Here is a 14754-nt window from a genome sequence, read left to right as displayed (position 1 = left end):
ATCATGGCGTCGGGTAGGTGATGAACTCCATCAGCGACCCGTCGGGATCGCGGAAGTAGACGCTGGTCCCGGGCCCGGCCGCGCCATGGCGTTCGACCGGACCGCGCTCGACGGGGACGCCGCAGGCGGCCAGGTGCGCCATCGCCTCCTCGATCGTGCCGGACCAGCGGAAGCACAGGTCGCTGCCGCCCGGCATCACAGGCTTCTCCGCCAGGGGCTCCGGCGACAGGCCCGGGCCGTGGCAGTTCAACTGGACCCCGCCGAGCCGGTAGGCGAAGCCCGCCCCGACCGGGACGATCTCGGCCCCGACGACGTCGCCGTAGAAGGCGTTCGCACGCGTCCAATCGCTAACGTGGATCACGCAATGGTCGAGATGGATCGCCGGGCGCAGGGGCGTCTCGGGCAGCGCGCCTTGCATCTCGGGAAGGGTGAGCGTGTCGGCCATGATGCGCCTCGTGTCGAAACCGATCCGGGAAAGTTAGGGCGCAAGCCACGGCCGAACGAGGCGAAATCCGGGCAATCGTACCGGGCGCTTCGTCCGACCTGAGACGCAAAAGTCACATCGTGGGGGAACGCGAGGCGGTAGGCATGATCCGAACGCTCCCTCGCCTCGTGAGGCCCCATGCCAATCCGCCGGATCCTGCTCGCCGCGGTCCTGATCGCGCCGCTCGCCGCCTGCAACCAGCGCGGACCGGTGAACGTCGCCGCCAACGACGAGGAGGCGGCGTGGTACATCGGCACGAAGCCCGACAAGCCGTTCGACGTGCCGCTGGTCGACACCAACCGCCTCGATCCGAAGTACCGCCGGCAGGTCGTGAGCTACAACGGCCCCGAGCGGCCCGGCACCATCGTCGTCGACATCGACAAGCGCCAGCTCGCCCTCGTCCAGGCCGACGGCACGGCGATGCAGTACGGCGTCGGCGTGGGCAAGCTCGGCTTCTCCTGGAAGGGCGAGGCTCGCGTCGGCCGAAAGGGCGTCTGGCCCGACTGGAGCCCGACCACGACCATGGTCGCCCTGCACCCGGAGATCGACCGCCAGCGCAAGGGCGGCGTCGACAACCCGCTCGGCGCCCGCGCGCTCTACCTCTACCAGGGTAACCGCGACATCCTGTTCCGCATCCACGGCACCAACGAGCCATGGAGCATCGGCGAGCAGATGTCGTCCGGCTGCGTCCGCATGCTCAACGAGGACATCGTCGATCTCTACGAGCGCGTCCCCGTCGGAACGCAGGTGCTAATCAAGCGCAACGGCAAGTATCGGGTCTGAGCACGCACCGGATCTGAACGCTGCGGCTCGACCGGAGCGGGGCACCGGCATAGCGTAGGCCCGAAACGCCCACCCCCGGAGACGGCGATGCCGACCACGACCGACGCGATCGTCCTGCACCACGCGCCGAACACCCGCTCGACGGGCGTGCGGGTGCTGCTGGAGGAGCTCGGCGCGCCGCACGAACTGCACGTCATCGACCTGAAGGCGGGCGAGCAGCAGGGCAGCGCTCACCTCGCCGTCAACCCGATGGGCAAGGTCCCGGCGATCCGCCACGGCGCCGCGACCGTAGCGGAGCAGGCGGCCTGCTACCTCTACCTCGCCGACCTGTTCCCGGCTGCCGGCCTCGCTCCCGGCCCGACCGACCCGGCCCGCGGCGCCTACCTGCGCTGGATGGTGTTCTACGGCTCGTGCTTCGAGCCTGCCGTGATCGACCGGGCGATGGAGCGCGACCCGCCGCCTCGGATGATGTCGGCCTACGGCGACTACGACACGGTTCTGGCCCAGGTGGTCGCCATGCTGACGCCCGGGCCGTGGATCCTCGGTGAGCGCTTTTCCGCGGCGGACGTGCTGTGGGGCTCGGCGCTCGGCTGGACCACCGCGTTCAAGCTGGTGCCCGAGGAGCCGGCGATCATGGCCTACCTCGCGCGCTACCGGGCGCGGCCGGCCTACCAGGCGATCTCCGCCGACGACGCGCGTCTCGCGGCCGCCCAGTAGGAGAGCGCGGCGGGCTAGGGCGTATAGGCAGCAGGGCGGGGCGCCGCGCCGGCGCCTAACCCCGCAGCAGCTCCGCGAACCGCGCGACGAGGCGCCGGCCGACTTCGTCCTTGTCGAGCGTCGGCCAGGTCTCGACCGATCCGTCGCGGGCGATCAGGTGCACGGTGTTCGTCCCCCCGCCCATCACCCCGCCGGCCGCCGAGACGTCGTTGGCGACGATCAGGTCGCAGCCCTTCCGGGCGATCTTGGCCTGCGCATGCGCGATCACCGTGTCGGTCTCGGCGGCGAAGCCCACGACGAGGTCGGGGCGGCCCGTCGTCCGCGCGGCGATGGTGGCGAGGATGTCGGGGTTCTCGACCAGCGCCAGCGGGGCGGGCCCCGAGCCGTCCTTCTTGATCTTGGAGCCGGTCTCGGTGGCGGGCCGCCAGTCCGCGACCGCGGCCGTGAACACCGCGATGCTGGCGGGCAGGGCCGCCTCGACCGCGGCGAGCATCTCGCGCGCGGTCTCGACGCGCACCACGGTGACGCCCGCCGGGTCGGGAATCGCCACCGGCCCGGAGACCAGAGTCACCGTGGCGCCGGCCGCCGCGGCTGCGGCGGCGATCGCGTGGCCCTGGCGGCCGGACGAGCGGTTGGCGATGAACCGCACCGGGTCGATCGGCTCGTGCGTCGGCCCCGACGTGACGAGGACCCGCAGCCCGGCAAGCTGCGTCGGCGTCGGCGTGGGTATCGGCGGCTTGGCGCGCCCGGCGAGGAAGCCGAAGCCCTCCGTCTCGCGCGGCGCCTCGGCCAGCATCGCAGCCACCGCGTCGGCGATCTCGACCGGCTCGGCCATGCGGCCAGGCCCGGTCTCGGGCTCGGCCATCTTGCCCGCGTTGGGGCCGACGACGCGGACGCCGTCGGCGAGCAGGGTCGCGAGGTTGCGCCGGGTCGCAGGGTGGGCCCACATCGCCACGTTCATCGCCGGAGCGATCAGGATCGGCAGGGTGGTGGCGAGCAGCACGGTGGAGGCGAGGTCGGGGGCGTGGCCGGCGGCCATCCGCGCCATCAGGTTGGCGGTGGCCGGCGCCACCACCACCGCGTCGGCGTCGCGCGCGAGCTTGATGTGGCCGATCTCGGCCTCGTCGGCCCGGTCGAACAGGTCGGTATGGGCTGGCTGGCCGGCGAGCGCCGCGGCCGCGAGCGGCGTGACGAATTCCTGCGCGCCCTTCGTCAGGAGCGGGCGGACGGTGGCGCCGCGCTCGCGCAGGCGGCGGATCAGGTCGAGGGCCTTGTAGGCCGCGATCCCCCCGCCGACGACGAGGAGAATGCGACGGTTCGCAAGCGGCGACGCGGGGGCTTCACTCATGGCTGCAGGAGTGCCGGTGCGGGACGGGCCGCGTCAATGCCGGACGCCACTCGTGCCCGCGCCGCGGCGGAAGCGCGCTCAACGAGGGCTGACCAGGCCAAGCGCTCGCGGGCCGGGTCGAACGCGTCGGCGCGCGCCGCCCCGTGCGCGCGCAAGCCTTCGAGGAAGTCGGGCTCCCGCTCCGCCCGCAGCATCAGGCCCGCAAGCGCGCCGTGGTCGCCGGGCGGGAAGTAGCCCGGATGGTCGCCCCCGAGCAGGCCGACATTGCCGGGGATCGCAGAGGCGAGGATCGGCAGGCCGGCGACGACCGCCTCCGAGACCACGTTGGCGCCGCCCTCGCTGAGCGAGCTCAGCACCATCATCCGCCCGCGCCGCAGGAACCGCCTGACGTGCGCACCGGAGACCTCGCCGCGCCAGTCGTAGCGCGGGTTGGCCTGCATCTCGTCCCGGGCGCGCGCCGCCCAGGCGGGGTCGGGGGCGCCGCCGAGGTGGACGACGCGGATGCGGGAGGAAGCGGGCAGGACGCGGGCGGCGATCGCGGCGCGCAGCGGGTCCTTCTCGTCGCGCAGGTGCCCGACGACCAGGATTTCGAAGGCGCGCTTCAGCGCCGGCAGGCGGTCCCCGCCCGCCGGCACGGATTGCACGATCACCGCGAGCTTTTCGCGGTGGCGCGCCGGGATCGACTCGCCGACGAGTTCGTGCAGGCCGACGAGTGCGTCGGCGAGGTCGAGCGAGCGCTGGGTCGTGGCCGGGTCGGCGGCGAGATCGTGGTTGATGTCGGTGCCGGTCAACGCGACGACGAGGGGGCGCTCCGGGTACGCGCGACGGAACCGTTGGATCGCCGGGGCGCTCTTCCAGGCGTGGAGGGCGATCATCAGGTCGCAGGGCTCGCCGTCATACGCGGTCGCCACCACGACGCGGTGGCCGGCTCCCCGGAGGAGGCCGGCCCAACGCAGGGCCGTCGTGCGGTTGCCGGTCCGCGAGTGGCGGGGTGCGGGCGTGATCAGGATGACGTTCATGGGTCGATCGCTTATCGGACGCACGCCATGACCGACGCCACACAACTCATCGCGATGCTGCAGGACAGCCGCGCCCGGACCCTCGAGCTGGTGGCCGGTCTCGTGCCCGACCAGCTGATCGGGCCGCGCCTCGACATCGTCAACCCGCTGCTCTGGGAGATCGGCCACCTCGCCTGGTTCCACGAGCACTTCATCCTGCGCGCCCTCGACGGCGCCGCGCCGGCGATCGCGGACGCCGACGCGGTCTACAACTCTGCGGTGCTGGCCCACGACGACCGCTGGGTGCGCGCGCTACCCCCGCTCGCGGACACGCTCGGCTACATGGGCCGCGTCCACGACGCGCTGGTCCGCCGGCTCGACGGCACGCCGACGCGCGAGGAGGCCTACCGCTACCGGCTGACCACCTACCACGAGGACATGCACGGGGAGGCCTTCACCTATTCGCGCCAGACGCTGGGCTATCCGGCGCCGTCCTTCGCCGCCTCGGCCGGCCTCGCCCCCGTCGCCGAAGGGCCGTGGCCGGGCGACGCGGCGATCCCGGGCGGGACCTTCCGGCTCGGCGCCGAGCCGGACGCGGACTTCGTCTTCGACAACGAGAAGTGGGCGCACTCGATCGCGGTCGCACCGTTCAAGATCGCGCGGGCGCCGGTGACCAACGCCGAATTCGCCGCCTTCGTCGAGGCCGGTGGCTATCGCGAGCCGTCGTTCTGGGACGCGGAGGGATGGCGCTGGCGCTGCCGGACAGGAGCCGAGCATCCCGCGCATTGGCAGCGGGACGGAGCGGGCTGGCGCGTTAGCCGGTTCGGTGGCGTCTCCGACCTCGCCCCACACCAGCCGGTGGTCCACGTCAGCTGGTACGAGGCCGCAGCCTACTGCGCCTTCGCCGGGCGGCGCCTGCTGACGGAGGCCGAATGGGAGGTCGCAGCCTCGACGGCGCCGGCGCCGGACGGCGCGATCGGCGTCACGAAGTCGCGCTATCCCTGGGGCGAGACTGCACCGGACGCCCGCCTAGCCAACCTCGACGGTGGCCGCCTCGGCTGCGTCGACGTCGCCGCCCACGCGGACGGCGACAGCGCCTGGGGCTGCCGGCAGATGCTCGGCAACGTCTGGGAATGGACCGCGAGCGACTTCCTGCCCTATCCGGGTTTCTCGCCCGACGTGTACCGAGAGTATTCCGAGCCGGCCTTCGGCACGCGCAAGGTGCTGCGCGGCGGCGCCTGGATCACCCGCGGCCGCATGGTCGACAACGCCTACCGCAACTTCTTCACGCCGGACCGGCGCGACATCTACGCGGGCTTCCGCACCGCGGCTCGGTGAGCGCCCGCCCTGGAGGCGGGGAAGGCGGCACAGCGACTATGCTTGAGCGGCTGCAATCGAAAGATGATTCGATCGATACGCAATCGCTCCAACGAGCGACGTTATGCGGCAACGATGATGTCAGAGCCTTTTGGGAGGATCTTGCACGAAAGGTATCTTTAATCGGCCTGCCGGAAAATGATATCAAATATAGCCTTACGGTTGTACCTAGCATATCTACTTTCATCTTGAGATCGAAATTCTTCCGAGGATGACCCAGCATCGCAGCATCCCGGCATGGGGCAAGCCTGGCGCGATGTCGGATCCGTCGGCATGTTGACCGTCATCGGTTGCTTCACGGACCAGCACGATCTCCGCCTCGTCGGCCTGGCAGCCGCGATCTGCGCGATCGCGGCGCTGACTGCGATCCGCCTGCTCCGCCACGCCGGCAGCGCCGGCCGCACCCGTCTGACCTGGCTCGTCGTCGCGGCGATCTCCAGCGGCACGGGTATCTTCGCGACCCATTTCATCGCGATGCTGGCCTTCCAGCCGAGCATCCCGAGCGCCTACGACCACGGCCTGACCCTCCTCTCGCTCATCATCGCGATCTGCCTCACCGGCCTCGGGCTGCGCGTCGCCCTGCTCGGGACACAAGGGGCATCCTGGCTCGGGGGGCTCGTCGTCGGGCTCGGCATCGCCGCGATGCACTACACCGGCATGGCGGCATTCGAGGTGACGGGGCACCTGCGCTGGAACCCGGCCGTCGTCGCCGCCTCGATCGTGGTCGGCGAGCTTTTTTCCGCCGTCGCGCTCTCGACCGCGATCCGGTCCCGATCGCTCACCTCCCTGCTGGCCAGCGCGGCAATCCTGACGCTGGCGATCGGCGCGCACCACACGATCGGGATGGCTGCGGTGACGATCACGGAAAATCCGCTGGCCACCCTGTCGCCGCATGCGATGTCGCCGACGTGGCTCGCCGGCGCGGTGGCGCTTGCCAGCCTCGCAATTTTCGTCCTCACCGCGACGGCTCACGCGCTCAGCCTGCGCGAGCAGCGCCGCGTGCATGGCGAGACCGAGCGCATGCGCGGCCTCGCCAACGCGGCGGTGGAGGGGCTCATCGTCGTGGACGGCCACCGCGTCGTCACGGCCAACGTCAGCTTCGGCCGCCTCGTCGGCCTCGCCGACGCGGCGGTGGCGGGCCTGCCGGTGAGCACCTTCCTCACCGAGGCCAACGCCTGGCAGCGGCTCGCCTGCGCCATGGGGCAGCCGGTCGAGCTCGGCCTGCGCCACGCCGCCGGCGAGATCATCGCGGTCGAGGCGATCCTCCGGCGGATCGACTTCGCGGGCAAGTCGCACCAGGCGCTGGCGGTCCGCGACATCCGCGAGCGTAAGCAGGCCGAGCGGAACATCCAGTACCTCGCCCACCACGACGCGCTGACGGGCCTGCTCAACCGCACCGCCTTCAACGCGGTGCTCGACCGGGCGGTGGCCTCGGCCGTCGAGACCGGCGCCTCGATCGCAGTGCTGTGCCTCGACCTCGACCGCTTCAAGGCCGTCAACGAGCTGTTCGGCCACGCGGCCGGCGACGCGATGCTCGCCCGGGTCGCCCGCTGCGTGACGGGCCTGCTCGGCCCGGACCAGTGCATGGCGCGCCTCGGCGGGGACGAGTTCGCGATCCTCATGGACGGCCAGGCCGGGCCTGACGCGGCCGAGGATCTGGCGAAGACCATCATCGCCGCACTTGCGGCGCAGGCTTCGGACCGGACCGCCGACGCCATGGTCGGGGTCAGCATCGGCATCGCCCTGTGTCCGCGGGACGCCATGGAACGCCAGGACCTGATGGTCCACGCCGACACGGCGCTCTACCGCGCCAAGGCCGACGGCCGGGGTACCTACGGCGTCTTCGAGCCGGAGATGGGCATCGCCGTGCGCGAGCGGCACGGCGTGGAGCGCGACCTCGAATGCGCGCTCGCTCGCGACGAGTTCCACCTCGTCTACCAGAAGCAGGTCGCCGCCGATGGCGGGGCGCTGCTCGGCTTCGAGGCCCTTCTGCGCTGGACCCACCCGGAGCGCGGCCGGGTGCCCCCCGACCTGTTCATTCCGGTGGCCGAGGAGCGCGGGACGATCTCGGCGATCGGGATGTGGGTGCTTCGCACCGCGTGCCGCGAGGCGGCGGGCTGGGAGGCGCCCCTGCGGGTGGCGGTGAACGTCTCCGCGGTCCAGGTGCACGACCCGGCCTTCGCCGCGCAGGTGCTCGCGGTGCTGCTCGAGACCGGACTGCCGGCCGCGCGGCTCGAGCTGGAGATCACCGAGACCGCGCTCATCCGCAACTTCGATCGCGCGGTGGCGACGCTGCGGCAGCTCAAGACGCTGGGCGTCGGGATCGCGATGGACGATTTCGGGACGGGCTACTCGTCGCTGGCGAACCTCAGGGCGTTCCCGTTCGACCGGATCAAGATCGACCAGTCGTTCGTGCGCGACGTCGACACGAACGCCCAGACCGCGGCGATCGTGCGCGCCGTCCTCGGCCTCGGCTCCGGCCTGGGCCTGCCGGTGGTGGCGGAGGGCGTCGAGACGCCCGAGGAGCTGGCGTTCCTCAAGGCCGCCGGCTGCGCCGAGGTGCAGGGCTACCTGTTCGGCCGCCCCGCCCCCCTGAACCCGCGCGAGACCGGCATCGTCCCCAAGGCGGACCCACGCCCGGATCAGGCGGCCGGGCCCGGCTGGGCCGCGGCCTGACGGATCGTCCGGCGGGACGCGCTATCGCAAGGCCGCGACCAGCACGCCGGCTGCGATCGCCCACAGGGCCAGCGTCTGCCACAACGCGGTGCGGCGCTCGGTGCGGGCGATGCGTTCCAGGCGGTGGGCGTCCCCCGTGCCCGCCTCGTCGGCGCGGACGAGCAGGCGCCGGAGCCGCAGGGCGAGCTCGGGCACGTCGGCGACGACGTCGGCGAGGGTGCGCGCGGCGTGAGCCGCCCCTTCGAGACGCCCGACCGGGCCGAGGTTGCGGGTGATCCAGCTGCGGACCACCGGCTCGGCGGAGGTCCACATGTCGAGCTTGGGATCGAGGCTGCGGGCGACGCCCTCGACCACGACCATGGTCTTCTGCAGCATCACCAGCTCGGTCCGGGTGCTCATGTCGAACAGGGCGGTGATGTCGAACAGAAGCGTCAGCACCTTCGCCATCGAGATCTCGTCGGCGCGGCGCTGGTGGATCGGCTCGCCGATGGCGCGGATCGCCTGCGCGAAGTCGTCGACCGAGTGGTGGGCCGGCACGTAGCCCGCCTCGAAATGCACCTGCGCGACGCGCGTGTAGTCGCGCATGATGAAGCCGAGCAGGATCTCGGCGAGGAACCGCCGCTCCTTGCGCCCGAGCCGGCCCATGATGCCGAAATCCACCGCCACGAGCTTGCCGGCGGCGTCCACGAACAGGTTCCCCTGGTGCATGTCGGCGTGGAAGAACCCGTCGCGGATCGCCTGGCGCAGGAAGCTCTGGATCACGGTCCGGCCGATCGCGTGCGGGTCGTGGCCGGCGGCCTGGAGCGCGGCGGCGCTGTGCAGGCGAGTGCCCTCGATCCACTCGCAGGTCAGCACGTCGCGGGCGATCAGCTCCCATTCGGGCAGCGGAACCCGGAAGTCTTCATCGTCGGCCGTGTTCTGCGCCAGCTCGGAGGCGGCGGCGGCCTCGAGCCGGAAGTCCATCTCCATGGTCACGGAGCGGGCGAGGATCTCGACCACGTCGCGGGGTCGCAGGCGCTCGGCCTCGGGCGAAAGCACGTGGACGATGCGGGCGAGGAGGCGCATCACCTCGACGTCGCGCTGGAAGCGCTCGCGCACGCCCGGCCGCATGATCTTGACGGCGAGGTTGCGCTGGGTGCCGTCGGCATCCTGCACCACCGCCTTGTGGACCTGCGCGATCGAGGCCGCGGCCACCGGCTCGCCGAAGGCGACGAACAGGGTGGAGATCGGCCGGCCGAAGGCCGCCTCGACCACCTTGACGGCCACCGCCTGCGGGAACGGCGGCACCCGGTCCTGAAGCATCTCGAGGTCGCGCGCCGCCGCCATCCCGACGATGTCGGGGCGGGTGGCGAGGAACTGCCCGAACTTCACGTAGGACGGCCCGAGCCGGGTCAGCCCGGCCGAGAGCCGCGCAGCGCCGGAGCCGAGGCCCGGCCGCTCCAGCATCCGGACCAGCCGGAGGCCGAGGCGCGGGAGCGGCGGCAGCTCGGAGGCGTCGACGAGTGCCAGCGCGCCCTCGCGGGCCAGCACGAAGCCGACGCGGGCCCCGCGGGCGAGGTTGACGGCGGCGCCGATCATCGCGCCGTCCGGCGGCTCGGATCGGTCACGAGACCTTCCAGCCGGAATGGATCGCGACGATGCCGCCCGAGAGCGGCCGGTGGGTGACGTGGCGGAAGCCGGCCTGCTCGATCATCCCGGCAAACAGCCCGGGGGAGGGGAACTTACGGATCGATTCCACGAGGTAGCGGTAGGATTCCGCGTCGCCCGCGACCCGCGCGCCGAGGCGCGGAATCACGTGGAATGAGTAGGCGTCGTAGATCTTGTCGAGCACCGGTAGGTCGACCTTGGAGAATTCTAGGCACAGGAAGCGGCCGCCGGGCTTCAGCACGCGGCGGGCTTCCTGCAGGGCCAGCTCGATCCGCGGCACGTTCCGGATGCCGAAGGCGATGGTGTAGGCGTCGAAGGTCGCGTCGGGCAGGGGCAACGTCTCAGCGTTGCCGGTGACGAAGTCGATGCGGCCTTCGAAGCGCGCGCCAGCGCGCTCGGCGCCGACCCGCAGCATCGCCTCGTTGATGTCGAGCACGGTGACCGAGGTCTGCGGGCCGCCGGCCTCCAGGACGCGGAAGGCCACGTCGCCGGTGCCGCCGGCCACGTCGAGATGGCGGAAGGGCCGCGTGCGCGAGGGGCGCAGCATCGCGATAGCCTGCGCCTTCCAAGCCCGGTGCAGGCCGCCGGACATCAGGTCGTTCATCAGGTCGTAGCGCTTGGCGACCGAGCGGAACACGTCGTCGACGCGCGCCTGCTTCTCGGCCAAAGCCACCCGCTCGAAGCCGAAATCGGTTTCCTGCGCGCCCGTCTTCCCGTCCGCCACCGTCATGAAGTCCTGCCCGTCTGCGCCCTCGCGCCTCATAGCGAAGCCGGACGCGATCCGCCATGCGTCGTAAGACGCGGAGCAGTGAACGGTCGCAGGGCGCGCTCCGAGAGGCCGGGCGCCCGGGATTGCGATGGCAGCGTCCCGGGCCGATATCCGGCTTTCGCGATCCGATGCGCCGAGGGACATCCACAGGACCATGCCGGAGCTTCCAGAAGTCGAGACGGTGCGGCGCGGCCTCGCGCCGGCGATGGTCGGGGCCACCTTCAGCCGCGTCACCCTGCGCCGGCCGAACCTGCGCTTCCCGTTCCCCGATGACTTCTCCGCCCGCCTGGAGGGCCGCCGGGTCACCAGCCTCGCGCGGCGGGCGAAGTACCTCACCGCCGGCCTCGACTCGGGCGAGACGCTGATCATGCACCTCGGCATGAGCGGGCGCTTCGACGTGGCGATGCCCGACGGCAGCAACACCTCGCCCGGCGACTTCTACCTCGACGGGGCGCTGGGTACGCCCAAGCACGACCACGTCGTGATGGCGATGGGGAACGGCGCCACCGTGACCTACAACGACGCCCGCCGCTTCGGCTTCATGGACCTCGTGCCCACCGACACGCTCGCCGCGTGCCGGCACTTCGCGGCCATGGGCATCGAGCCCCTGAGCGCCGAGCTGACCGGGGCGACCATCGCGCGCCTGTTCCGCCACAAGATCACGCCGCTGAAAGCCGCGCTCCTCGACCAGCGCCTGATCGCGGGCTTGGGCAACATCTATGTCTGCGAGGCTCTGCACCGGGCCGGCCTCCACCCCGAGGCCGCCGCGGGTACGCTCGCCAAGGCCGACGGCGGGCCGACGCCGAAGGCGCGGCTGCTAGCCAAGGTGATCGGCGAGGTGCTGACCGAGGCGGTCGCGGCGGGCGGCTCGACCCTTCGCGACTACGCTCACACCGACGGCACGTCGGGTGCCTTCCAGCAGGCGTTCCGGGTCTACGACCGCGTCGGCGAGGCCTGCCGCACCAAGGGCTGCGGCGGGACGGTCGGCCGGATCGTGCAATCCGGTCGCTCGACCTTCTTCTGCGCGATGTGCCAGCCGGCGTCGGCGCGGGCGATTCCGCGCTGACGGGGGCGACCCGCCTCGTCGCAGCCGGCCGGGTGCGGCGCGCAATGGCAATTTCGCCACAAACCGGCGTAGTTTCCGGTAGCTTGCGGCGATCCCTCGCGGTCGCCGCCCCGTCGCGCATGCGCGCCCGGCCGAACTCCCCGTCGCCGGCGCGAGCCCGAGCAGGATCCCGATGTTCTTCCGTCGACGCCAGACGCACGTGCCGCCGCAGCCGCTCGCCTACGACGAGCCGGCCCAGCCTCAGCGCCTTTCCCCCCGCTCGCCCAACGAGGCGATCAAGCCGACCGCCGCCCCGCCGCCGCCCGAGCGGCCCGAGCGCCGCCGCGGCGGCCTGCTCGCCACGATCAGCGGGCTCCTGACCTTCGCCGTCGCGGTCGCGATCGCCGCGATGCTGGGGCTGACCCTGTTCCAGCGGCAGGTGCAGGAGCCCGGCCCGCTGCCCGCCGACAAGGTCGTCGTGATCCCGTCGCGGAGCGGCACCGGGGAGATCGCGGAGATCCTCAAGCGCGAGGGCGTGATCGACCATGTCGGGCTGTTCGAGTTCGCCGCCCGCTTCGGCGGGCGCCCGCCGCTGAAGGCCGGCGAGTACACTTTCAAGGCCCATGCCAGCATTGGCGAAGCGATCGACACCGTGACGACGGGCCGGCAGGTCCAGCACGCGATCACCTTCCCCGAGGGGCTGACCTCCGAGCAGATCGTCGTACGCCTCAACGAGAACGACGTGCTCACTGGCGAGGTCGGCGAGATCCCGCCCGAGGGCTCGCTCCTGCCCGACACCTACAAGTTCGAGCGCGGCGCCACCCGCCAGCAGATCGTCAACCTGATGCGCGAGAAGCAGCGCCGGGTCCTCAATGACATCTGGCTGCGCCGCAGCGCCGACGTGCCGGTGCGGACGCCCGCCGAAATGGTGACGCTCGCCTCCATCGTCGAGAAGGAGACCGGCCGCGCCGACGAGCGCCCGCGGGTCGCCGGCGTGTTCGTCAACCGCCTGAACAAACGGATGAAGCTGCAATCGGACCCGACCATCGTCTACGGGCTGGTCGGCGGGCGCGGCACCCTCGGGCGCGGCATCCAGCGCTCCGAGATCGAGCGCGCGACGCCTTACAACACCTACGTGATCGAGGGCCTGCCGCCCGGCCCGATCGCCAACCCCGGCCGCGCCGCGCTGGAAGCCGTCGCCAACCCCTCGCGCACCAAGGACCTGTTCTTCGTGGCCGACGGCACCGGCGGCCACGCCTTCGCCGAGAGCCTGGACGGCCACCAGAAGAACGTCGCGCGCTGGCGCCAGGTCGAGAAGAGCCGCCAGACCACGGCGCCGGACAGCGTCGACAAGGCCGAGCCGCCCGCCGACGCGGTGCCGCCCCGCGCCTCGGCCTTCGCGCCGCCGACGAACGCCTACGCGCTCGACGGCGCGACCATGGCGCCCGGCGCCCCGCGGCCGAAGGCCTTCGACGCCTCGGAGGGCACGAAGCTCGACCCGCTGAAGAACAAGACCTACGACCTCGGCTCGCCCAAGACCGTGCCGGCGCTGAAGCAGCCTTGATCGTACCCGACGCCGCGGCGCCGTCCGCACGCACCATCCAGGACGAGCCGATGCACCTGAACCACGTCAACCTCGGCGTCACCGAGGTCCCGGCCACCGTCTTGATGTTCGAGACCTATTTCGGGCTTCGCCGCACCGGGATGCCGGTCAACGACAAGATGGCCTTCCTCACCGACGACGGCGGCGGCATCCTCAGCCTGTTCCGCGTGAAGGACGCGACCTACCCCAAGATCTTCCACATCGGCTTCATCCAGGAGCGCGTGGAGCAGGTCCACGTGATCCACACCCAGCTCACCGATGGCGGCTTCGCACCGGAGGCGCCGCGCGAGGAGCACGGGCGCGTGACCTTCTACTTCCAGGCGCCGGGCGGGTTCACGGTGGAAGTGAACGCGTTCCTGTAGGCTCCTCGGCACAGCAAAACTTACCCCGTCGCAACGCAGGGCATCGCACGACCATGATCGCGAGCATGACCGGGTTCGCCCGGGCCGCCGGCACCACCGGACCGGTGCAGTGGGCCTGGGAGGTCCGCAGCGTCAACGGGCGCGGGCTCGACGTCCGGCTGCGGGTGCCGAACGGTTACGACGCGGTTGGCGAGGTCGCGCGCACCGCCCTGCAGAAGACGCTGTCCCGCGGCCAGTGCCAGCTGTCGCTGAACCTCACACGGCCCGAGAGCAAGGCCCGGGTGCGGATCGACGAGGCGCTGCTGGCCCGGCTCGCCGAGGCCGTCGCCCGCGTGCCGGTGCCGGAGGGGATCGCGCCCGCGACGATGGACGGGCTGCTGTCGATCCGCGGTGTGATCGAGTCCGAGGACGAGGCCGCCACCGATCCCGATGCGCTGGCCCGCGACCTCGCGGAGGGCGTCGTCCGGCTGGTCGCCGACCTCGTCGAGGCGCGCCGCGCCGAGGGCCGACAGCTTGAGGAGATCGTGGCGGCGCAGGTCGCGCGGATGGGTGCGCTGACGCAGGACGCCGAGAGCTGCCCGGCGCGCAGGCCCGAGGCGATCCGCGCGCGGCTCGCAGCCTCCGTCGCGGGCCTGCTGGAGGCCGGCGGCCTCGATCCCGAGCGCCTGCACCAGGAGGCGGTGATGATGGCGGCCAAGGCCGACGTCCGCGAGGAACTCGACCGCCTCAGCGCTCACCTCGCCTCGGTGTCCGAGCTGCTGGCGGCGGGCGGCGCGATCGGGCGGCGCCTCGACTTCCTGGCCCAGGAGCTCGGGCGTGAGGCCAACACGCTCTGCGCCAAGGCCAACGACGTGGCGCTCTCGCGAATCGGACTCGACTTGAAGGCCGTGGTGGAGCAATTCCGCGAGCAGGTTCAGAACGTCGAGTGACAGGGCGGGGCGGGGC

The 14754-nt window shown here is 71.8% G+C and carries 13 protein-coding genes; 8 read left to right on the top strand and 5 right to left on the bottom strand.

What is annotated here, in order from left to right:
- Nucleotide 1: 1 nt before the first annotated feature.
- Nucleotides 2–445, bottom strand: coding sequence for a VOC family protein (locus tag FV226_RS05150; protein ID WP_147753123.1), 444 nt, complete (start codon nucleotides 443–445; stop codon nucleotides 2–4).
- A gap of 177 nt (nucleotides 446–622) precedes the next feature.
- Between FV226_RS05150 and FV226_RS05145 the strand changes: the two genes are divergently transcribed.
- Nucleotides 623–1267: a L,D-transpeptidase gene (locus FV226_RS05145; protein ID WP_147753124.1), complete on the top strand. Its 645-nt coding sequence runs from the start codon at nucleotides 623–625 to the stop codon at nucleotides 1265–1267.
- An 87-nt stretch (nucleotides 1268–1354) separates the two neighbouring features.
- A complete protein-coding gene (locus FV226_RS05140) occupies nucleotides 1355–1984 on the top strand; it encodes a glutathione S-transferase N-terminal domain-containing protein (protein ID WP_147762043.1) in 630 nt (209 codons plus the stop codon).
- Between the two features lie 55 nt (nucleotides 1985–2039).
- On the opposite strand, the gene FV226_RS05135 is transcribed toward FV226_RS05140, so the two are convergent.
- Nucleotides 2040–3332, bottom strand: coding sequence for a phosphopantothenoylcysteine decarboxylase (locus tag FV226_RS05135; protein WP_147762042.1), 1293 nt, complete (start codon nucleotides 3330–3332; stop codon nucleotides 2040–2042).
- Nucleotides 3329–4351: a selenoneine biosynthesis selenosugar synthase SenB gene (senB, locus tag FV226_RS05130; RefSeq protein WP_147762041.1), complete on the bottom strand. Its 1023-nt coding sequence runs from the start codon at nucleotides 4349–4351 to the stop codon at nucleotides 3329–3331. Before senB ends, FV226_RS05135 begins: the two co-directional genes overlap by 4 nt.
- 27 nt (nucleotides 4352–4378) lie before the next feature.
- Between senB and senA the strand changes: the two genes are divergently transcribed.
- Together senA and FV226_RS05120 are read left to right on the top strand one after the other, a co-directional pair.
- Nucleotides 4379–5668, top strand: coding sequence for a selenoneine synthase SenA (senA, locus tag FV226_RS05125; protein ID WP_147762040.1), 1290 nt, complete (start codon nucleotides 4379–4381; stop codon nucleotides 5666–5668).
- Between the two features lie 312 nt (nucleotides 5669–5980).
- Nucleotides 5981–8383: an EAL domain-containing protein gene (locus FV226_RS05120; RefSeq protein WP_187278704.1), complete on the top strand. Its 2403-nt coding sequence runs from the start codon at nucleotides 5981–5983 to the stop codon at nucleotides 8381–8383.
- Nucleotides 8384–8404: 21 nt separating this feature from the next.
- On the opposite strand, the gene ubiB is transcribed toward FV226_RS05120, so the two are convergent.
- Nucleotides 8405–9961 carry a 2-polyprenylphenol 6-hydroxylase gene (gene ubiB / locus FV226_RS05115; RefSeq protein WP_147762038.1) on the bottom strand — a complete coding sequence of 519 codons (1557 nt, stop codon included), beginning with the start codon at nucleotides 9959–9961 and terminating at the stop codon, nucleotides 8405–8407.
- 25 nt (nucleotides 9962–9986) lie between these two features.
- Nucleotides 9987–10754: a bifunctional demethylmenaquinone methyltransferase/2-methoxy-6-polyprenyl-1,4-benzoquinol methylase UbiE gene (ubiE, locus tag FV226_RS05110; protein WP_246691495.1), complete on the bottom strand. Its 768-nt coding sequence runs from the start codon at nucleotides 10752–10754 to the stop codon at nucleotides 9987–9989.
- Nucleotides 10755–10953: 199 nt separating this feature from the next.
- Between ubiE and mutM the strand changes: the two genes are divergently transcribed.
- The 4 genes from mutM (at nucleotide 10954) to FV226_RS05090 (ending at nucleotide 14738) form a co-directional block, all read left to right on the top strand.
- On the top strand, nucleotides 10954–11865 hold the full coding sequence (gene mutM / locus FV226_RS05105; RefSeq protein WP_147762037.1) for a bifunctional DNA-formamidopyrimidine glycosylase/DNA-(apurinic or apyrimidinic site) lyase: 912 nt from the start codon (nucleotides 10954–10956) through the stop codon (nucleotides 11863–11865).
- Nucleotides 11866–12037: 172 nt separating this feature from the next.
- Nucleotides 12038–13408, top strand: a complete 1371-nt coding sequence (gene mltG / locus FV226_RS05100; protein ID WP_147762036.1) for an endolytic transglycosylase MltG — start codon at nucleotides 12038–12040, stop codon at nucleotides 13406–13408.
- Nucleotides 13405–13809, top strand: a complete 405-nt coding sequence (locus FV226_RS05095; RefSeq protein ID WP_210246498.1) for a VOC family protein — start codon at nucleotides 13405–13407, stop codon at nucleotides 13807–13809. Before mltG ends, FV226_RS05095 begins: the two co-directional genes overlap by 4 nt.
- Before the next feature lie 65 nt (nucleotides 13810–13874).
- Complete coding sequence (locus FV226_RS05090; protein WP_246691494.1) at nucleotides 13875–14738, top strand: YicC/YloC family endoribonuclease; 864 nt, start codon at nucleotides 13875–13877, stop codon at nucleotides 14736–14738.
- Nucleotides 14739–14754 lie beyond the last annotated feature (16 nt).

It is taken from the genome of Methylobacterium sp. WL12 (genome assembly GCF_008039475.1).
Lineage (GTDB): Bacteria > Pseudomonadota > Alphaproteobacteria > Rhizobiales > Beijerinckiaceae > Methylobacterium > Methylobacterium cerastii.
The sequence above is the reverse complement of the archived record's forward strand: the minus strand, read 5'-3'. Positions and strand labels throughout refer to the sequence as shown.